This window comes from Enterobacter cloacae complex sp. (genome assembly GCF_900322725.1).
GTDB lineage: Bacteria > Pseudomonadota > Gammaproteobacteria > Enterobacterales > Enterobacteriaceae > Enterobacter > Enterobacter quasihormaechei.
Genome location: NZ_LT991957.1, coordinates 3,593,973 through 3,613,313, shown reverse-complemented (window position 1 = coordinate 3,613,313; position 19,341 = coordinate 3,593,973). Strand labels below are relative to the sequence as shown.

General features: G+C 59.5%; 15 protein-coding genes. 8 read left to right on the top strand and 7 right to left on the bottom strand.

Annotated features, from left to right (window positions below; all coding sequences use genetic code 11):
- Positions 1 to 31 precede the first annotated feature (31 nt).
- Entirely contained in the window at positions 32 to 1,357 is a 1,326-nt protein-coding gene (gene rimO / locus DBR02_RS17780; protein ID WP_107534999.1) for a 30S ribosomal protein S12 methylthiotransferase RimO, read from the top strand.
- 63 nt (positions 1,358 to 1,420) lie between these two features.
- On the opposite strand, the gene gsiD is transcribed toward rimO, so the two are convergent.
- From gsiD to iaaA, 5 genes are read right to left on the bottom strand one after another with little or no spacing between them, the layout of a single operon-like run.
- On the bottom strand, positions 1,421 to 2,332 hold the full coding sequence (gene gsiD, locus DBR02_RS17775; RefSeq protein ID WP_063866206.1) for a glutathione ABC transporter permease GsiD: 912 nt from the start codon (positions 2,330 to 2,332) through the stop codon (positions 1,421 to 1,423).
- A 1-nt stretch (position 2,333) separates the two neighbouring features.
- Entirely contained in the window at positions 2,334 to 3,254 is a 921-nt protein-coding gene (gene gsiC / locus DBR02_RS17770) for a glutathione ABC transporter permease GsiC (protein ID WP_107534998.1), read from the bottom strand.
- Positions 3,255 to 3,259: 5 nt separating this feature from the next.
- Positions 3,260 to 4,798: a glutathione ABC transporter substrate-binding protein GsiB gene (gsiB, locus tag DBR02_RS17765; protein WP_107534997.1), complete on the bottom strand. Its 1,539-nt coding sequence runs from the start codon at positions 4,796 to 4,798 to the stop codon at positions 3,260 to 3,262.
- 23 nt (positions 4,799 to 4,821) lie between these two features.
- Complete coding sequence (gsiA, locus tag DBR02_RS17760; RefSeq protein ID WP_107534996.1) at positions 4,822 to 6,693, bottom strand: glutathione ABC transporter ATP-binding protein GsiA; 1,872 nt, start codon at positions 6,691 to 6,693, stop codon at positions 4,822 to 4,824.
- A gap of 11 nt (positions 6,694 to 6,704) precedes the next feature.
- Positions 6,705 to 7,643, bottom strand: a complete 939-nt coding sequence (iaaA, locus tag DBR02_RS17755) for a beta-aspartyl-peptidase (protein ID WP_107534995.1) — start codon at positions 7,641 to 7,643, stop codon at positions 6,705 to 6,707.
- Positions 7,644 to 7,832: 189 nt separating this feature from the next.
- Here iaaA and moeA point away from each other — a divergent pair, with 189 nt between their 5' ends.
- Both moeA and moeB read left to right on the top strand, forming a co-directional pair.
- A complete protein-coding gene (gene moeA, locus DBR02_RS17750; RefSeq protein WP_107534994.1) occupies positions 7,833 to 9,065 on the top strand; it encodes a molybdopterin molybdotransferase MoeA in 1,233 nt (410 codons plus the stop codon).
- Between the two features lies 1 nt (position 9,066).
- Positions 9,067 to 9,819, top strand: a complete 753-nt coding sequence (gene moeB / locus DBR02_RS17745) for a molybdopterin-synthase adenylyltransferase MoeB (RefSeq protein ID WP_107534993.1) — start codon at positions 9,067 to 9,069, stop codon at positions 9,817 to 9,819.
- Positions 9,820 to 10,162: 343 nt separating this feature from the next.
- Here the strand turns inward: moeB and fsa are convergent, their stop codons facing one another.
- Complete coding sequence (fsa, locus tag DBR02_RS17740) at positions 10,163 to 10,825, bottom strand: fructose-6-phosphate aldolase (RefSeq protein WP_107534992.1); 663 nt, start codon at positions 10,823 to 10,825, stop codon at positions 10,163 to 10,165.
- Between the two features lie 127 nt (positions 10,826 to 10,952).
- Between fsa and DBR02_RS17735 the strand changes: the two genes are divergently transcribed.
- From DBR02_RS17735 to DBR02_RS17720, 4 genes are all read left to right on the top strand, one after another.
- Positions 10,953 to 11,852: a glycyl-radical enzyme activating protein gene (locus DBR02_RS17735; RefSeq protein WP_107534991.1), complete on the top strand. Its 900-nt coding sequence runs from the start codon at positions 10,953 to 10,955 to the stop codon at positions 11,850 to 11,852.
- 4 nt (positions 11,853 to 11,856) lie between these two features.
- Positions 11,857 to 14,289 carry a formate C-acetyltransferase/glycerol dehydratase family glycyl radical enzyme gene (locus DBR02_RS17730; protein WP_107534990.1) on the top strand — a complete coding sequence of 811 codons (2,433 nt, stop codon included), beginning with the start codon at positions 11,857 to 11,859 and terminating at the stop codon, positions 14,287 to 14,289.
- A gap of 166 nt (positions 14,290 to 14,455) precedes the next feature.
- Complete coding sequence (locus DBR02_RS17725) at positions 14,456 to 15,271, top strand: Cof-type HAD-IIB family hydrolase (protein WP_063449261.1); 816 nt, start codon at positions 14,456 to 14,458, stop codon at positions 15,269 to 15,271.
- 149 nt (positions 15,272 to 15,420) lie between these two features.
- Positions 15,421 to 16,677: a DUF1479 domain-containing protein gene (locus DBR02_RS17720; protein WP_107534989.1), complete on the top strand. Its 1,257-nt coding sequence runs from the start codon at positions 15,421 to 15,423 to the stop codon at positions 16,675 to 16,677.
- Here DBR02_RS17720 and DBR02_RS17715 read toward each other — a convergent pair.
- On the bottom strand, positions 16,674 to 17,747 hold the full coding sequence (locus DBR02_RS17715) for a LacI family DNA-binding transcriptional regulator (RefSeq protein WP_107534988.1): 1,074 nt from the start codon (positions 17,745 to 17,747) through the stop codon (positions 16,674 to 16,676). The two genes, DBR02_RS17720 and DBR02_RS17715, sit on opposite strands and share 4 nt — an antisense overlap.
- 285 nt (positions 17,748 to 18,032) lie before the next feature.
- On the opposite strand from DBR02_RS17715, the gene DBR02_RS17710 reads away from it, so the two are divergent.
- Complete coding sequence (locus tag DBR02_RS17710; protein WP_107534987.1) at positions 18,033 to 19,334, top strand: MFS transporter; 1,302 nt, start codon at positions 18,033 to 18,035, stop codon at positions 19,332 to 19,334.
- The last annotated feature ends 7 nt before the right edge of the window (positions 19,335 to 19,341 follow it).

Sequence of the window (19,341 nt, the reverse complement as noted above, 5' to 3'; positions counted from 1 at the left end):
GATAACTCCATAATTGATGAATTTTTAACCTATGAGCAATGTTACGCACCCGCCGAAAATCGGCTTTGTCTCCCTGGGCTGCCCGAAGAACCTGGTGGATTCCGAACGCATCCTGACTGAACTGCGCACCGAAGGCTATGACGTGGTGCCAAGCTACGACAACGCCGACATGGTGATCGTGAACACCTGCGGGTTCATCGACAGCGCGGTCCAGGAGTCACTGGAAGCCATTGGTGAAGCCCTGACGGAAAACGGCAAAGTCATCGTAACCGGCTGCCTGGGCGCGAAAGTGGATCAGATCCGCGAAGTGCACCCGAAAGTGCTGGAGATCACCGGCCCGCACAGCTACGAGCAGGTGCTGGAACATGTTCATCACTACGTACCAAAGCCAAAGCACAACCCGTTCCTGAGCCTGGTGCCGGAACAGGGCGTGAAGCTGACGCCGCGCCACTACGCCTACCTGAAAATTTCCGAAGGCTGTAACCACCGCTGCACCTTCTGCATCATCCCGTCGATGCGTGGCGATCTGGTGAGCCGCCCGATTGGCGAGGTGCTGGCCGAAGCCAAACGCCTGGCCGACGCGGGCGTGAAGGAGCTGCTGGTCATCTCCCAGGATACCTCCGCCTACGGCGTGGACGTCAAACACCGCTCCGGTTTCCACAACGGCGAGCCGGTGAAAACCAGCATGGTTGGCCTGTGCGAGCAGCTGGCTAAACTCGGCATCTGGACGCGTCTGCACTACGTCTACCCTTACCCACACGTTGACGACGTGATCCCGCTGATGGCGGAAGGCAAAATCCTGCCGTATCTGGATATCCCGCTACAGCACGCCAGCCCGCGCATTCTGAAGCTGATGAAGCGTCCTGGCTCCGTTGACCGCCAGCTGGCGCGCATCAAGCAGTGGCGTGAGATCTGCCCGGATCTGACCCTGCGTTCCACCTTTATTGTCGGCTTCCCGGGTGAAACCGAAGACGATTTCCAGATGCTGCTCGACTTCCTGAAAGAAGCGCGCCTGGACCGCGTGGGCTGCTTCAAGTACAGCCCGGTTGAAGGCGCAACGGCCAACGAGCTGGCGGACCAGGTACCGGAAGAGGTCAAAGAGGAGCGCTGGAACCGCTTTATGCAGCTGCAACAGCAGATCTCTGCTGAACGCTTGCAGGAGAAAGTGGGCCGCGAAATTCTGGTCATTATCGACGAAGTGGACGAAGAAGGCGCGATTGGCCGCAGTATGGCGGATGCGCCTGAAATCGACGGCGCGGTGTATCTGAACGGTGAAACCCACGTCAAGCCGGGCGATATTATTCGCGTGAAGGTTGAGAACGCGGACGAGTATGATTTGTGGGGTAGCCGGGTTTAATTTCCCCACACCTCTTTTGCAGGCCGGGTAAGGCGTAGCCGCCACCCGGCACATTCCACAGCACTACCCCTTAATCCTCGGATCCAGCGCGTCGCGCAACCCATCGCCCAGCAGGTTAAACGCCAGCACGGTCAGGAAAATGGCCAGGCTCGGGAAGATCGCCACGTGCGGCGCAATCACCATATCAGCCCGCGCCTCGTTCAGCATCGCGCCCCACTCCGGCGTCGGCGGCTGCGCCCCTAACCCCAGAAACGACAGGCTGGCCGCCGAGATAATCGACACGCCGATGCGCATGGTGAAATAGACCACGATGGACGATACCGTGCCCGGCAGTATATGGCTGAAGAGGATGGTAGCATCGCTGGCCCCCATGCTGCGCGCCGACTCGATAAAAGTCTGCTGCTTAAGCACCAGCGTGTTGCCACGCACCAGGCGAGCGAAAGCGGGAATCGAGAATACCGCCACGGCAATGATAACGTTCGCCATGCCGCTGCCCATGACCGCCACCACGGCAATCGCCAGCAAAATACCGGGAAAGGCAAACAGCACGTCGCAGATGCGCATGATGATGCGGTCCCACCAGCCTTCGTAGTACCCGGCCACCAGACCCAGCACGGTGCCAATCGCGGCGCCTATCAGCACCGCGAATACCCCGGCTGCCAGCGAGATTTGCGCCCCGACCAGCACGCGGCTGAAAATATCGCGCCCGAGCGAGTCCACGCCAAACCAGTGCATCATCGACGGACCATCGTTCAGACGGTCGTAGTCGAAGTAGTTTTCCGCATCAAACGGGGCTATCCAGGGGGCGACGATCGCCACCAGGATCAGCAGTAATACAAACAATCCGGCAACCATCGCAACGGGCTGACGACGGAATCGCCGCCAGAACTCCCCCCACGGCGTACGAATATGATCCGGTCTGATCCCCGGCATAGCGTTAAAAATGGCCTGGCGACGCCAGTTCAGTAATCGCATCTTACTTATACCTGATGGCCGGGTTAATGGCGGCGTAGAGCACATCCACCACTAAGTTGATAAGAATAAACTCCAGCGAGAAAAGCAGGACTTCAGCCTGAATCACCGGATAGTCGCGCATATCGACCGAGTCGACCAGCAGGCGCCCCAGCCCCGGCCAGTTAAAGACCTTCTCAACCACGATAGAGCCGCCCAGCAGAAAGCCGAACTGTAGCCCCATCATCGTCACCACCGGGATCATCGCGTTACGAAAACCGTGCTTCAGAATGACCCATTTCTCGCTGACCCCTTTTGCCCGCGCGGTGCGAATGTAATCTTCGCTCAGCACGTCCACAAACGAGGCGCGGGTAAACCGGGCCATGACCGCCGCAACGGCTGCGCCAAGCGTCATGGAGGGTAATATGTAGTGCTTCCAGGTGTCGGCCCCAACGGTCGGCAGCCAGCCCAGCTCAACGGAGAAAATCTGCATCAACAGCATGCCCAACGCAAATGCCGGGAAAGAGATACCGGTGACCGCCAGCGCCATCCCGAGCTTATCCGGCCAGCGGTTGCGCCAGACGGCGGCGATAATCCCGGCGCCCAGGCCAAATATCACCGCCCAACCCATGCTGGCGAGGGTGAGCCAGAACGTCGGCTTAAAGCGGCTGGCTATCTCTTCCGACACCGGACGACGCGACACCATTGAGATGCCAAAGTCGCCTTGCAGGACGTTGCCCATGTAGCGCAGAAATTGCCTGTACAGCGGCTGGTCAAGACCCAGCTGTTTACGCACCAGTTCGATAACCGTGGCATCCGCTTCCGGTCCGGCAATCAAGCGCGCCGGATCGCCGGGCAGCATGTGGACAAACAAAAACACCAGCACGGCCACAATCAGCAGCGTCGGGATAAGCCCCAGCAGGCGTTTACAAACATAATTCAGCATGAGTTTTATTTTAGATCCGCGTCGTCAAAGCTAAAGCCCGTATCCGGCATGATGTAAAAACCGGTCAGCGCTTTATTGTGGGCTGAGACCAGTTTTTCCACCACCAGCGGCACCCACGGCGACTCTTTCCAGATAATGTCCTGTGCTTCTTTGTACAGGCGCGCTTTCTCTTCCGGTTTGGTGGTTTTCAGGGCATCAGCCAGATCCTTATCCACCTGCGGATTACTGTAGAACGCGGTGTTGAACAGCGTTGGCGGCCAGTTCTGGGAAGCGAACAGCGGCGACAGGGACCAGTCCGCTTCGCCGGTTGAAGCCGTCCAGCCGGTGTAGAACATCCGCACGCCGCTCTCTTTCTGCCCTTTGCCTTCTACTTCCGCCGCTCGCTGTCCGGCATCCATCGCCGTGACCCTGGCTTTAATGCCCACCTGTGCCAGCTGCTGCTGGGTAAATTGCAGCACCTTCTGCGCGGTGCTGTGGTTATGCGACGACCACAGCGTGGTGCTAAAGCCGTTCGGATAGCCCGCCTCTTTCAGCAGCTCCCGCGCTTTCGCCGGATCGTACGGCCACGGCTGGTAGCTCTGCGCATACTCGATGGCTGGCGGCATCACGCCCGTCGCGGGAGTGGCGTAACCGGCAAAGGCCACCTTCACCAGCGCCTGACGGTTAATGGCGTAGTTGATGGCTTCGCGCACTTTCGGGTTATCGAACGGTTTCTGCGTGACGTTCATGCTGATGTAGCGCTGCATAATCGACGGGCTGGCCACCAGCTCCAGCTTGCTGTTTTTCGCCAGCAGCGCCGCCTGTTCGTAAGGGATCGGGAAGGCAAACTGCGCTTCGCCGGTTTGCAGCATCGCGGCACGGGTATTGTTGTCCACGACCGGACGCCAGGTGATGGTATCCAGCTTCGGCAGCCCCTGCTGCCAGTATCCGGCAAATTTTTTCACCTTCACAAAATCGGTCTGGTTCCAGGTGAGCAGTTCGTACGGCCCGGTTCCCACCGGGTGGAAGCCAATCTCTTTGCCGTATTTTTTCAGGGCGGCGGGCGAAATCATCGCCGTCGCGGGATGCGCCAGAATATTGATAAACGCCGAGAACGGCTCTTTCAGGGTGATCTTCACCGTCGCCGGGTCAACCGCCTCGGTGCTGGCGATATTTTTATACAGGTTGTAGCGCTTAAGGCCGTTCTCCGGATTGCTGGCACGGTCCAGGTTAATCTTAACCGCCTCGGCGTTGAAGTCGGTGCCGTCCTGGAACTTCACGCCGGTACGGAGCTTAACGGTATAGACCAGCCCATCGTCCGACACGGTATACCCTTCCGCCAGCACGTTTCTCAGCTTCATCTCCCGGTCCAGGCCGAACAGCCCCTGGTAGAAAGATTTTGCCACCGCCTGGGAAAGGGTGTCGTTAGCGTCATACGGATCCAGCGTCGTGAAGTTAGACCCCACCGCCACCACCACGTCTTTCGCCGCGAACGCGGGAGCGGCGGCCAGCGCAGCCGTCACGCTCGCGGCCAGCAGCCATTTACGAGCAACAAAAGGAACCATTGTGTTCTCCTGCCTGTTGTAAGTTATAACCGCGAGAATGCATTGCCCTGACGCGGTGGTGCGACAAAATGACCGGGACCCACCTCACGCAGCGCCACGCGCTCCAGGGTTTCGCCCCGTTTACGAATATTGCTCGGCATGTCGTCCTGCAACAGCACGCGCTGGGCGTGACGATGCTCAGGATCGGCAACCGGTACGGCGGCCATCAGCTTGCGGGTGTACGGGTGCTGCGGGTTTTCAAACACCGCCCGACGGGGGCCGATTTCAACAATTTGTCCCATGTACATCACCGCCACGCGATGGCTGATCCGCTCAACTACCGCCATATCGTGGGAGATAAACAGAAACGCAATGCCTAAATCCCGCTGTAAATCGAGCAGGAGATTGATGATTTGCGCGCGGATAGAGACATCCAGCGCCGAAACGGACTCATCCGCAATCACCACTTTTGGATTCAGCGCCAGCGCCCGCGCGATGCAGATACGCTGTCGCTGACCGCCGGAAAATTCATGGGGATAACGCCAGGCATGCTCCGGCTTCAGGCCCACGCGCTCCAGCAGCCACGCGACGCGGCGCTGCGCGGCTTCACCGTCGAGCAGGTTGTGCACCCGCAGCGGCTCCATAATCGAGTACCCCACCGTATGCCGCGGATCGAGCGACGCATACGGATCCTGGAAAATAAACTGAATATCCCGCCGCACCGCCTGCAATTTACCGTTGGGGAGGGTGTCGATGCGCTCACCGTTGAAGGTGATGCTCCCCTCCTGCGACTCAACCAGCCTGAGCAGCGCCCGTCCGGTGGTGGATTTACCGCAGCCGGACTCCCCCACCAGCGCCAGCGTTTCGCCCGGCCAGAGGTCAAAACTGACGTTTTCAACCGCATGCACTTCGCGCTTCACGCGATTAAGGATGCCGCTGCGCAGCGGGAAACGGGTCACCAGGTCACGCACTTCAAGTATCGGCCTGCCGGGAACCACCGTATTCTGCTCGGTTTCGTCTTCCTGATGGCCCGGTTCGGTCTGGGACATCAGCGGAAAACGGCGCGGATAATCACTGCCATTCATCGCGCCCAGACGCGGGACCGCCGCCAGCAGCGCGTTGGTATAGGGATGCACCGGCGCATGAAAGACCTGCTCCACCGTGCCGGTTTCCACGGCATTGCCCTGATGCATCACCAGCACCCGATCGGCAATATCCGCCACTACCCCCATATCGTGGGTGATAAATATCACCCCCATCTCCATCTCCTGCTGCAACACCTTGATCAGTTGCAGGATCTGGGCCTGAATGGTGACATCCAGCGCCGTGGTCGGTTCGTCCGCAATAAGCACCGCCGGACGACACGACAGCGCCATCGCAATCATTACCCGCTGGCGCATGCCGCCCGAGAGCTGATGCGGATAGCGGGACAACATGGTGTGCGCCTCGGGGATCCGTACCCGCTCCAGCATCCGTTTCGCTTCGCTGAGCGCCTCATCGCCGCTCAGCCCCTGATGCAGGCGAATCGACTCGGCAATCTGCTCTCCCACCGGGAAGACCGGGTTCAGCGAGGTCATCGGCTCCTGGAAGATCATCGCGATATCCGCCCCGCGCACACCCTGCATCTGGGATGCGCTCAGCTCGTTAAGATCGATAACCTGACGGTTGCGGCGGCGCAACAGCATCTGCTTGCTGGTGATTTGCCCGCCCGTCTGCTCAAGCAGACGCATCAGCGCCAGTGCGGTGACGGATTTACCAGAACCGGACTCGCCGACAATCGCCAGCGTTTCGCCGCGATTGAGCGAAAACGATAAATTCTGGACTGCCGGGATAAACTGCCGCTCTTCCTGAAAGGCAATATTCAGCTGATGAACAGCCAACACTTCCCGGCTGTCCAACTCTTCACTGTGCGGCACGCAATGCCCCCTTATTCACGATAGATGCCTGTGCTGGGCGCATCGCCGGCATATCCCCACGCACGGTACATCCCTTCACTGTTGAACGGCAGCGCCACGTTACCCTCCCGATCCACGGCAATTAAGCCACCTTCCCCACCCAGCGCCGGCAGCTTTTCCATCACCACCCGCTCGCAGGCCTCGCTCAGGCTTAAACCGCCGTAATCCATCAGCGCGGTAATGTCGTAGGCCGCCAGCGCGCGGATAAACACTTCGCCGGTGCCGGTGCACGACACCGCCGCGGTAGCGTTATTGGCGTAGCACCCTGCCCCCGGCAGCGGGCTGTCGCCCACGCGTCCGGGAAGTTTGTTGGTCATGCCGCCCGTTGACGTCGCGGCAGCGAGGTTGCCGGATTTATCCAGGGCCACCGCGCCAACCGTGCCCATCTTGCTGCGCTCATCGAGCGGCGCGGCATGGTCCAGCTGCGTCATCCCCGCAGTGCGGGCCTCCAGCAGCTGCCGGTAACGCTCCTCGGTGGAAAAAAGTTCGGGCGAGACCGTGTCCATCCCGTGCTCAACGGCAAATTTCTCCGCCCCCGCGCCCGCCAGCAGCACATGCGGGCTGTGATCCATCACCAGCCTCGCGGCCAGCACGGGATTGCGCAGGCGACTCACGCCCGCCACCGCACCCGCTTTCAGGGTGACGCCGTCCATCACGCAGGCATCCAGCTCGTGCGTTTCATCACGCGTGAAGACCGCGCCAATGCCGGCATTGAACAGCGGACACTCCTCCAGCAGCCGCACCGCTTCGGTCACCACATCCAGCGCGCTGTCGCCCGCTTCCAGCATGCGCTGGCCTGTTTCCACGATGGCGTTCAGCGCATCAATGTAACGCTTCTCCTGCTCGGGACTGAGCTGTGCACGGGTGATTGCCCCGGCACCGCCATGAATTGCGATAACCGCTTTACTCATTTCGCATCACCCATCAGCCTGGCTGGCTGCTTTTTCTATAAATATCATTATCGTCGACGAATCTTCAGATGATTTTTGAATATAGAAAGACGCAACTGTGATGTAAAGCGTACACCCATCGGGTCATACAGTTAGCCGCACTTTTCTGCCATAATGAGCGCTTTCGTTGTTACTCCGCAGGAGCCCACCATGGATTTTACCGCCGGACTGATGCCGCTTGAGACGGCACTCTCGCAGATGCTTGACCGCATTACCCCACTGCACGACGTTGAGACGCTGCCGCTTGTGCGCTGTTTTGGCCGTATTGCCGCGCGCGATATCGTCTCGCCGATGAACGTGCCGGGGTTCGATAACGCGGCGATGGACGGCTATGCCGTACGTCTGGCGGATCTGCAAACGGGTCAGCCGCTGCCGGTGGCGGGTAAAGCCTTTGCCGGGCAGCCGTTCAACGGCGAATGGCCAGCGGGCACCTGCGTACGCATCATGACCGGCGCGCCGGTGCCAAAGGGCTGTGAAGCGGTGGTGATGCAGGAAGAGACCGAACCAACGGACGACGGCGTGCGTTTTACCGCCAGCGTCAAACCCGGACAGCATATCCGCCGTACCGGGGAAGACATTACCCTCGGCGCGACGGTCTTTGCCGCCGGGCAAAAACTGACCGTCGCTGAGCTGCCGGTGCTGGCATCGCTTGGCATCGCGGAAATTGACGTTGTCCGCAAAGTACGCGTGGCGGTGTTCTCCACGGGAGACGAGCTTCGGCTTCCGGGCCAGCCGCTGCACGAGGGGCAGATTTACGACACTAACCGTCTGGCGGTACACCTGATGCTGGAGCAACTGGGCTGCGAGGTGATTAACCTCGGCATCATTCCAGACGACCCGGAAAAACTGCGCGCGGCGTTTATCGAGGCGGACAAATCCGCCGACGTGGTCATCAGCTCCGGCGGCGTATCGGTTGGCGAAGCGGATTACACCAAAACCCTGCTTGAAGAGCTGGGCGAAATCGCCTTCTGGAAGCTGGCGATTAAACCGGGCAAACCGTTCGCGTTTGGCAAGCTTCCGCACAGCTGGTTCTGCGGCCTGCCGGGTAACCCGGTCTCCGCCGCGCTGACCTTCTACCAGCTGGTGATCCCTTTGCTGGCGAAGCTTTCGGGCAACAAGGCCAGCCCGCTGCCGGAACGTCTGCGCGTGCGGGCGGCAACGCGCCTGAAAAAATCACCGGGTCGTCTCGATTTCCAGCGCGGCATTCTGGCGCGCAACGCCGACGGTGATCTGGAAGTGAGCACCACCGGGCATCAGGGTTCGCATATCTTTAGCTCCTTCAGCCAGGGCAACTGCTTTATCGTGCTGGAGCGCGAGCGCGGCCACGTCGAGGCGGGCGAATGGGTTGAAGTGGAACGCTTTAACCACCTGTTCGGAGGCTGACATGACGGTGGAACTGAGCGACCCGGAGATGATGCGCTACAACCGCCAGATTGTGCTGCGCGGGTTCGATTTCGAGGGGCAGGAGGCGCTCAAGGCGGCCAGCGTGCTGGTTGTCGGCCTTGGGGGGCTTGGCTGCGCGGCGGCGCAATACCTGGCTGCGGCGGGCGTCGGCAGCATGACGCTGCTGGATTTCGATACCGTGTCGGTGTCCAACCTGCAACGCCAGACGCTGCACAGCGACGCGACGGTTGGTCAGCCAAAAGTGGAATCTGCACGCACGGCGCTGGTGCGCATCAATCCCAACGTTCAGTTCACCCTGATTGACGACCTGCTGGATGAAGACGCGCTGTTTGCGCAGATTGCACAGCATGACCTGGTGCTGGACTGCACCGATAACGTCGCCATTCGCAACCAGCTCAATGCGGGCTGCTTTGCCCATAAAACGCCGCTGATTTCCGGCGCGGCCATCCGCATGGAGGGGCAGATTAGCGTTTTCACTTACGCTGAGGGAGCGCCCTGCTACCGCTGCCTGAGCCGTCTGTTTGGCGAGAATGCCTTGACCTGCGTCGAGGCGGGCGTGATGGCGCCGCTCGTCGGCGTGATTGGTTCGTTGCAGGCGATGGAGGCGATTAAGGTGCTGGCGCATTACGGCACCCCGGCAGCGGGTAAAATCGTGATGTACGACGCGATGACCTGCCAGTTCCGCGAGATGAAGCTGATGCGCAATCCGGGGTGTGAGGTGTGTAGTCGGTAAAAAGTCGGGTGGCGGCTTCGCCTTACCCGACCTACAACGGCTCGAGCGGCGCCACCCGGCAACAGCAATACGAACGTAGGCCGGGTAAGCGTCAGCGCCACCCGGCAACAGCGATGCAAACGTAGGCCGGGTAAGCGTCAGCGCCACCCGGCAACAGCAATACGAACGTAGGCCGGGTAAGCGTCAGCGCCACCCGGCAACAGCAATACGAACGTAGGCCGGGTAAGCGTCAGCGCCACCCGGCAACAGCAATACGAACGTAGGCCGGGTAAGCGTCAGCGCCACCCGGCAACATCAATGCGAACGTAGGCCGGGTAAGCGTCAGCGCCACCCGGCAACAGCATCAAATAGACGTCCGTCCAAACGCCCCCTGCCAGTCCTGCTCAAACTTCACAACCGCCGCGTCCACCGCCGGAGAGGTAATAAACTGCTGCGCCACGTCCAGCGGCAGCGTGATGGACTCACACCCCGCCAGCAGGCAGTCCAGCGCCTGACGCGGCGTTTTGAAGCTCGCGGCGAGCACTTTTGACTGCGGCGCGTGCAGGGTCAGCAGCTGTTGCAGTTCGACCACCGTCTGGATCCCGTCCCCGCCCTGCGCGTCCACGCGGTTCACGTAAGGAGCCACATACTCAGCCCCCGCCAGCGCGGAGAGCATCCCCTGCGCTGCGCCGTATACCGCGGTACCCAGCGTCGGGATCCCTTCTGCTTTCAGCATTTTGATTGCCGCCAGCCCTTCAGCGGTCACGGGCACTTTTACCACCAGGTCGTTAACGATCGCGCGCAGCTTACGTGCATCTTCCACCATCCCTTCGGCGGTCGTCGCCATTACCTGAGCGAACAGACGGCCCTTGCCGCCCAGCGCGTCGTGCAGCGCGGGCAACAGCTCTTCCAGGGGCGTTTTCCCTGCCGCCACAATGCTTGGATTGGTGGTCACGCCTGCCAGCGGAAAGATGCGCGCCAGCTTTTTGACTGCCGCAACGTCAGATGTGTCGAGATAAAGTTCCATGATGTCACCCTCAAAATTAGCCTGCACTTACCCTATCACGAGAAAACCTGCTCAGGAATTGACCCATATCAAGATAACTTTCATTCGAAAGTAATTTAATCTTCATATGTAATTAGAGGGCAAGAAAATGATCTTCAATGTACAGCGTTACTCCACCCACGACGGCCCCGGTATTCGAACCGTGGTATTCCTGAAAGGCTGCTCGCTGGGCTGTCGCTGGTGCCAGAACCCGGAAAGCCGCTCCCGCACGCGGGACGTACTGTTTGATGCACGGCTGTGCCTGGACGGCTGTGACCTGTGTCAGCAGGCCGCGCCGGAGTGTATTGAACGTGCGCTGAACGGGCTGGTCATCCATCGTGAAAAATTAAGCGAAGAGACGCTCACTGCCCTCACCGACTGCTGTCCGACCCAGGCGCTCACCGTCTGCGGGGAAGATAAGCAGGTGGAAGAGATCATGGCCACCGTGCTGCGCGACAAGCCCTTCTACGACCGCAGCGGCGGCGGGATCACCCTTTCCGGCGGCGAGCCGTTTATGAACCCTGACCTGGCGCACGCCCTGCTTAAGGCTAGCCATGAGCAGGGGATCCACACCGCCGTTGAAACCTGCCTTCACGTGCCGTGGCATTACCTCGAACCGTCATTGCCCTTCGTCGATCTGTTCCTCGCCGACCTCAAGCATGTTGATAGCGAGGTGTTTAAACAGTGGACCGACGGTTCGGCCAAACGGATCCTGGACAACCTGAAGCGCCTGGCCGCCGCCGGGAAAAACATCACCATTCGCGTGCCGCTGATCCAGGGCTTCAACGCCGATGAAGCGTCTGTTACCGCCATCACCAATTTCGCCGCCGACGAACTCGGCGTCGAGGATATTCATTTTCTGCCGTATCACACGCTGGGCATGAACAAATACACCCTGCTCGGCCAACCCTACTCTGCCCCTGACAAACCGCTGGATAACCCTGCGCTACTGGACTTCGCACAGCAGTATGCCTGCCAGAAAGGGTTAACTGCGACCTTACGAGGATAAACCTATGACCACCCTGAATCTCAACACCCTCAGCGAGCGCATCAAGGCGCACAAAACGGCGCTGGTGCATATCGTTAAGCCGCCGGTCTGTACCGAGCGCGCACAGCATTACACCGAAATGTATCAGCAGCACATGGACAAGCCGATCCCGGTACGTCGTGCGCTGGCCCTGGCCCACCATCTGGCAAAACGCACCATCTGGATCAAGCACGACGAGCTGATTATCGGTAACCAGGCCAGCGAAGTCCGCGCCGCGCCTATCTTCCCGGAATACACCGTCTCCTGGATCGAGAAAGAGATTGACGATCTGGCGGACCGTCCGGGTGCTGGCTTTGCGGTGAGCGAAGAGAACAAGCGTATTCTGCATGAGATCTGCCCGTGGTGGCGCGGCCAGACGGTGCAGGATCGCTGCTATGGCATGTTCACCGACGAGCAGAAAGGCTTGCTGGAAACTGGCATCATCAAAGCGGAAGGCAACATGACCTCCGGTGACGCGCACCTGGCGGTGAATTTCCCGCTGGTGCTGGAAAAAGGCCTCGACGGCCTGCGTGCGAAAGTGGCCGAGCGCCGCTCGCGCATCAACCTGACGGTGCTGGACGATCTGCACGGCGACCAGTTCCTGAAGGCGATTGATATCGTGCTGGAAGCCGTAAGCCTGCACATCTCGCGCTTCGCCGATCTGGCGCGTGAAATGGCCGCCACGGAAACCCGCGACAGCCGCCGCGACGAGCTGCTGGCGATAGCGGAAAACTGCGACGTCATCGCCCACGAACCGCCAAAAACCTTCTGGCAGGCGCTTCAGCTGTGCTACTTCATTCAGTTGATCCTGCAAATTGAGTCCAACGGTCACTCCGTTTCCTTCGCCCGTATGGACCAGTACCTTTATCCGTACTATCGCCGCGACGTGGAGCTGGACCAGAGCCTGGATCGTGAGCACGCCATTGAGCTGCTGCACAGCTGCTGGCTGAAGCTGCTGGAAGTGAACAAGATCCGCTCCGGCTCGCACTCCAAAGCCTCGGCGGGCAGCCCGCTGTATCAGAACGTCACTATTGGCGGCCAGAAGCTGGTTAACGGCGAGCCGATGGACGCGGTGAACCCGCTCTCTTACGCCATTCTGGAATCCTGCGGCCGTCTGCGCTCCACCCAGCCAAACCTGAGCGTGCGCTACCACGCCGGCATGAGCAACGACTTCCTCGACGCCTGCGTGCAGGTGATCCGCTGCGGCTTCGGGATGCCGGCATTTAACAACGATGAAATCGTGATCCCGGAATTTATCAAGCTTGGCGTGGAGCGCGACGATGCGTATGACTACGCCGCAATTGGCTGCATCGAAACCGCGGTGGGCGGAAAATGGGGCTACCGTTGCACCGGCATGAGCTTTATCAACTTTGCCCGCGTGATGCTGGCGGCGCTGGAAGGCGGTCGCGACGCCACCAGCGGCAAGGTATTCCTGCCGCAGGAGAAAGCCCTCTCTGCCGGAAACTTCGACAATTTCGATGAGGTGATGGCGGCGTGGGATAACCAGATCCGCTACTACACCCGCAAATCCATTGAGATTGAGTACGTGGTGGACACCATGCTGGAAGAGAACGTCCACGATATTCTCTGCTCGGCGCTGGTGGATGACTGCATCGAACGCGCGAAAAGCATCAAGCAGGGCGGCGCGAAGTATGACTGGGTTTCCGGCCTACAGGTGGGGATCGCCAACCTTGGCAACAGCCTGGCGGCGGTGAAGAAGCTGGTGTTTGACCAGGGCGTAATCGGTCAGCAGCAGCTGGCGGCGGCGCTGGCGGATGATTTCGACGGGCTGACCCATGAGCAGCTGCGCCAGCGCCTGATCAACGGCGCGCCGAAGTACGGCAACGACGACGACAGCGTGGACATGCTGCTGACCCGTGCTTACGAAACCTACATTGAAGAGCTGAAGCAGTACCACAACCCGCGCTACGGCCGCGGTCCGATTGGCGGTAACTACTATGCGGGCACGTCGTCTATCTCCGCAAACGTGCCGTTTGGCGCGGCAACAATGGCCACGCCGGATGGCCGTAAAGCCCACACCCCTCTGGCGGAAGGAGCAAGCCCGGCCTCCGGTACGGACCACCTCGGCCCGACGGCGGTTATCGGCTCCGTGGGTAAACTGCCTACGGAAGCGATCCTCGGCGGCGTGCTGCTTAACCAGAAGCTGAACCCCTCGACGCTGGAAAACGACAGCGACCGTCAGAAGCTGATGGTACTGCTGCGCACCTTCTTCGAGGTACACAAAGGCTGGCATATTCAGTACAACATCGTCTCGCGCGAAACGCTGCTGGAAGCGAAGAAACACCCTGACCAGTACCGTGACCTGGTGGTGCGCGTAGCGGGATATTCGGCGTTCTTCACCGCCCTGTCGCCGGATGCGCAGGACGATATTATTGCCCGTACTGAGCATACGCTGTAAAAAAACGCCCGGTGGCGCTGCGCTTACCGGGCCTACATTGTCCCTTCGTAGGCCGGGTAAGGCGAAGCCGCCACCCGGCTTTCTGACTTTCATTCGAAATTAAATTTGTGCTCCCCGTCACCTTGTTATTAGAATGTTTCAAAACGCAGTGACCCAGGAGCACAGTATGACCGTTAAAGTTATCGTCACCGATATGGACGGAACTTTCCTTGATGATGCCAAGCAGTACGATCGTGACCGCTTCCAGGCACAGTTTGAACAGCTTAACGCCCGCAATATTGAATTCGTTGTCGCCAGCGGCAACCAGTATTACCAGCTCATCTCCTTCTTCCCCGAGCTGAAAGAGCAGATTTCCTTCGTGGCGGAAAACGGCGCGCTGGTCTTCGATCACGGTGAGCAAATTTTCCACGGCGAGCTGACGCGCCATGAGTCGCAGATCGTTATTGGCGAACTGCTGAAGGATAAAGGGCTGAACTTTGTGGCCTGCGGGCTGGAAAGCGCCTACGTTAGCGACAAAGCCCCGGACGCCTTCGTGGCGCTCATGTCAAAGCACTATCATCGCTTAAAGCGCATCAGCGATTACCGCGAAATCGACGACGTGCTGTTTAAGTTCTCCCTGAACCTGCCGGACAGCGATATCCCGAACCTGGTCGATAAACTGCACGTCTCCCTGGACGGCATCATGAAGCCGGTCACCAGCGGCTTCGGTTTTGTCGATTTGATTATCCCCGGCCTGCACAAAGCTAATGGCATCAGCCGCCTGCTGAAACGCTGGAAAATCTCCCCGCAGGAGTGCGTGGCTATTGGCGACAGCGGCAACGATGCGGAAATGCTGAAGCTGGTGAAATACGCTTTTGCAATGGGCAACGCGGCGCAAAGCATTAAAGACATTAGCCGCTACAGTACCGACGATAACAACCATCAGGGCGCGCTGAACGTGATTCAGGCCGTGCTCGACAACCACTCGCCTTTCGACGTCTGATCCTTTCCTCGCCGGAGCCTCGCTCCGGCTCCCCACTCTTTTCCCGTCCTGTGGCTTGCGTCAAGTTTTTAAACTTGCATTAACTTATTTTTAACTTAAAGTATCACTTGTAGACACTTTTACTTTCGAATGAAAGATGTGAGGCAGTTATGACCTTTACCAGTGAAACCTTGCCGGCGGACCACAAAGCGGCAATTCGTCAGATGAAACGCGAGCTACGGGCCCAGATTGGCGACGTTCAGGCGGTGTTCGACAGGCTCAGCGACAGCATTGCCACCCGCGTGGCGGAAATCAACGCGCTGAAGAATAAAGGCGAAACCGTCTGGCCGGTAATTCCCTTTGCAGATGTGAAAAACGGCACGATTACCGACGCCCAGCGCGAAGCCGTTAAACGTCGCGGTTGCGCGGTGATTAAAGGCCACTTCCCGCGTGAGCAGGCGCTGGCATGGGATCAGTCGATGCTCGACTACCTCGATCTGAACAAGTTTGACGAGGTGTACAAAGGGCCGGGCGACAACTTTTTCGGCACCTTAACCGCCTCCCGTCCGGAGATTTACCCGATCTACTGGTCACAGGCGCAAATGCAGGCGCGCCAGAGTGAAGAGATGGCGCAGGTACAGTCGTTCCTGAACCGTTTATGGACATTCGAGAGCAACGGCAAGCAGTGGTTCGACCCTGACGTGAGCGTAATTTACCCGGACCGCATCCGCCGCCGTCCGCCGGGAACCACCTCCAAAGGGCTGGGGGCGCATACCGATTCCGGCGCGCTGGAGCGCTGGCTGCTGCCCGCTTATCAGCAGGTCTTTGCCCGCGTGTTTGACGGCAACGTCGAGAAATACGATCCGTGGAACGCCGCACACCGTACCGAAGTGGAAGAGTACACCGTGGATAACACCACCAAATGCTCGGTGTTCCGCACCTTCCAGGGCTGGACGGCGCTGTCGGATATGATCCCGGGACAGGGGCTGCTGCACGTGGTGCCGATCCCGGAAGCGATGGCGTACATTCTGCTGCGTCCGCTGCTGGACGATGTGCCGGAAGACGAGCTGTGCGGCGTGGCGCCGGGGCGCGTACTGCCGATTTCCGAGAAGTGGCACCCGCTGCTGATCGAAGCATTAACCAGCATTCCGGCGCTGGAAGCCGGTGATTCTGTCTGGTGGCACTGCGACGTGATCCACTCCGTCGCGCCGGTGGACAATCAGCAGGGCTGGGGCAACGTGATGTATATTCCTGCCGCGCCGATGTGCGAGAAAAACCTCGCCTACGCGAAAAAGGTCAAGGAAGCGCTGGAAACCGGGGCGTCACCGGGCGATTTCCCGTGCGAGGATTATGAGAAAAGCTGGCAGGACCGCTTCACCGTGAACGATCTGAACATTCACGGCAAGCGCGCGCTGGGCATGGCTTAACTGTCGTACAGCCCTTCCCGCTCAACGGCGGTGCGTCGTTTTCCCTGACGTATCCGCCGTACCGATTCCCGCACGGCCAGCGTGCCGTTCAGCAATAATGTTCCGACCGGCGCGTCCGGGCGCATCAGCCGCTGCTGGAGCATATGCACCGCTTCGGTTCCCAGCTCATCGCGCGGAACATGCACCGCCGTTAAGGGAACATCCTGAATCGCCGCCAGATTAAAGCCGTCGATGCTCATCACCGAGACGTCCTGCGGCACGCGCAGACCGTGATTTTGCAGCGCGCTGATGGTGCCTGCCGCCATAAAATCGCCGCCCACCAGAAACGCCGTCGGCAGATCTTTCCCTGTCTGCTGGTGAAGCCACTCGCTCACCAGCTGTTCGGTCTCTCTGGCGCTGAAGCTCGGCACCACCAGCAGGTCGCGCCTGTCGTTAAACTTGAGGTTATGGGCGTGCCACGCGTCGCGGATCCCCGACAGGCGCAGCTCCATGGTGTACCGGCGCAGGCAGAGCACGTTCATCACCTCGCGGTGCCCCATCTCGAACAGGTACTCCGCCGCCCGCTCGCCAATGGCGCGATGATCCGGCGCAACGGCAGGCAGGCGCATGTGGCGGTCCCGGCAGTTAATCAGCATGCAGGGCTTACCCACGTCCACCGCCAGATCGTGGATATGCGGATCGTCGATACCAAGCAGAATGGCCGCCTGGGTATCCGGCTCGTTCATCCGGGCCAGAAACAGCTGCGCGTCGCTGTCGTTCTCCTCCAGCGCGCAGTAACGCAGGCGAACCTCGTGCGAAGCCAGGCCTTTACCGACGCTCTGGATGACGCGGTAGTAAAAGATGTCGGACCGCTCGTCAAAAGCACGCTGCGGGGCAAAAACCACCAGGCTATTTAACAGCAGACGCCCCGCCGCCATGCCGTCCATTACCCCCAGCTCCCGCGCGCACGCCAGCACCTTCGCCCGCGCCTTTTCGCTGGTGTTTGCCTTCCCCGCCAGCACGCGAGAAACGGTGCTGATGGAGAGCTGGGTACGGGCGGCGATTTCGGTGATTTTAAGCCTTTTATCCATTTTGTGATCTGGCTCCAGATGTGAAATGAAAAAATTTTCACAGCATCTTTGTCAGGTAATAACTTAGCTGAACGCCATAATGCCGATAAACGAACCTCAGTTATGAGAAAGTTTGCACAAAATCCACTATTCCCTGCTCATTTTCTTTCATAAGGTGAACCTGTCACACAACTTCCATACTAGTTGTATAGCAGCTTAACACTCTAAAACAGATAACTTTCAAACGCATAACGCTGTGTGACACCTGAACCCACGTCCCCTACCGTCCGTCTTGTGGAGAAGAAAATGAGTCAGGACATCAATAACACTGTTGCGACAAGCAAAACCCGTCGCGTCATTAAGAACCTGCGCTGGTATGTGCTGGTGCTGTTTCTTCTTGGCGTGACCGTTAACTACATCACCCGTAACTCGTTAGGTATTCTCGCCCCTGAGCTGAAGGAGAGCCTTGGTATCACCACCGAGCAATACTCCTGGATCGTCGGCGCGTTTCAGATTGCCTACACCATTTTCCAGCCCCTGTGCGGCTGGCTGATCGACGTTATCGGCCTCAAGATTGGCTTTATGGTCTGCGCCGGGATCTGGGCGCTGATGTGCATCTTCCATGCGGGCGCCGGAAGCTGGCTGCATCTCGCGATCCTGCGCTTCTTTATGGGTGCTTCTGAGGCTGCCGCCACGCCAGCGAACGCCAAAACCATCGGTGAATGGTTCCCGAAATCAGAGCGTCCCGTTGCCGCCGGCTGGGCGGGCGTGGGCTTCTCCATTGGCGCCATGCTGGCCCCGCCTATCATCTACTTTGCCCACGCCTCGTTTGGCTGGCAGGGTGCGTTTATGTTTACCGGCGTGCTGGCGCTGCTGTGGGTGATCCTCTGGTGGGCGTTCTACCACAACCCGGAACAGCACCCGAACCTGAGCCGCGACGAGCTGGCGTTTATCAAGCAGGATAACGAACCTGCGCCGGTCAGGCTGCCCTTTCTGACCGCGCTGAAAACCGTCTCGAAGAACAAACGCTTCTACGGTATCGCCATTCCGGCCTTTATGGCGGAACCGGCCTGGGCAGTGCTGAGCTTCTGGGTGCCGCTGTACCTCGCTAAAGAGCACGGCATGGATTTGAAGCAGATTGCGATGTTCGCCTGGCTGCCGTTCCTGGCCGCCGACCTCGGCAGCGTGGCGAGCGGCTACCTCACCCGGCTCTACACCCGCTGGTTCGGCTGCTCCCGCGTCAACTCGGTGGTGGCCAGCTCCGTCACCGGCGCGTTCCTGATGATTTCGCTGGCCATCGTCGCCGTGACTCGCGACCCGTATATCACCATCGTGCTGATCTCCATCGGCGGCTTCGGGCACCAGATTATCTCCTGCATGCTGAGCGCGCTGGTGGTGGAGTCCTTTGATAAGGGCCAGATGGCGACCGTCAACGGCATGCGCGGCTCGGCGGCGTGGATCGCCAGCTTCCTGTTCTCCCTGTTAATCGGGGTGACCGCCGACAAAATCGGCTTCAACCCGCTCTTTATCGCCATGGGGTTCTTTGACCTGATTGGCGCTCTCTTCCTGGTGGCATTTATTGCTGAACGTCGCGCCAAGCGCGCCTGATAGTGGA

Coding starts and splice junctions, on each gene's coding strand:
- rimO (WP_107534999.1), top strand. CDS start 32: ATGAGCAATGTTACGCACCCGCCGAAAATCGGCTTTGTCTCCCTGGGC.
- gsiD (WP_063866206.1), bottom strand. CDS start 2,332: ATGCGATTACTGAACTGGCGTCGCCAGGCCATTTTTAACGCTATGCCG.
- gsiC (WP_107534998.1), bottom strand. CDS start 3,254: ATGCTGAATTATGTTTGTAAACGCCTGCTGGGGCTTATCCCGACGCTG.
- gsiB (WP_107534997.1), bottom strand. CDS start 4,798: ATGGTTCCTTTTGTTGCTCGTAAATGGCTGCTGGCCGCGAGCGTGACG.
- iaaA (WP_107534995.1), bottom strand. CDS start 7,643: ATGAGTAAAGCGGTTATCGCAATTCATGGCGGTGCCGGGGCAATCACC.
- moeA (WP_107534994.1), top strand. CDS start 7,833: ATGGATTTTACCGCCGGACTGATGCCGCTTGAGACGGCACTCTCGCAG.
- moeB (WP_107534993.1), top strand. CDS start 9,067: ATGACGGTGGAACTGAGCGACCCGGAGATGATGCGCTACAACCGCCAG.
- fsa (WP_107534992.1), bottom strand. CDS start 10,825: ATGGAACTTTATCTCGACACATCTGACGTTGCGGCAGTCAAAAAGCTG.
- DBR02_RS17735 (WP_107534991.1), top strand. CDS start 10,953: ATGATCTTCAATGTACAGCGTTACTCCACCCACGACGGCCCCGGTATT.
- DBR02_RS17730 (WP_107534990.1), top strand. CDS start 11,857: ATGACCACCCTGAATCTCAACACCCTCAGCGAGCGCATCAAGGCGCAC.
- DBR02_RS17725 (WP_063449261.1), top strand. CDS start 14,456: ATGACCGTTAAAGTTATCGTCACCGATATGGACGGAACTTTCCTTGAT.
- DBR02_RS17720 (WP_107534989.1), top strand. CDS start 15,421: ATGACCTTTACCAGTGAAACCTTGCCGGCGGACCACAAAGCGGCAATT.
- DBR02_RS17715 (WP_107534988.1), bottom strand. CDS start 17,747: ATGGATAAAAGGCTTAAAATCACCGAAATCGCCGCCCGTACCCAGCTC.
- DBR02_RS17710 (WP_107534987.1), top strand. CDS start 18,033: ATGAGTCAGGACATCAATAACACTGTTGCGACAAGCAAAACCCGTCGC.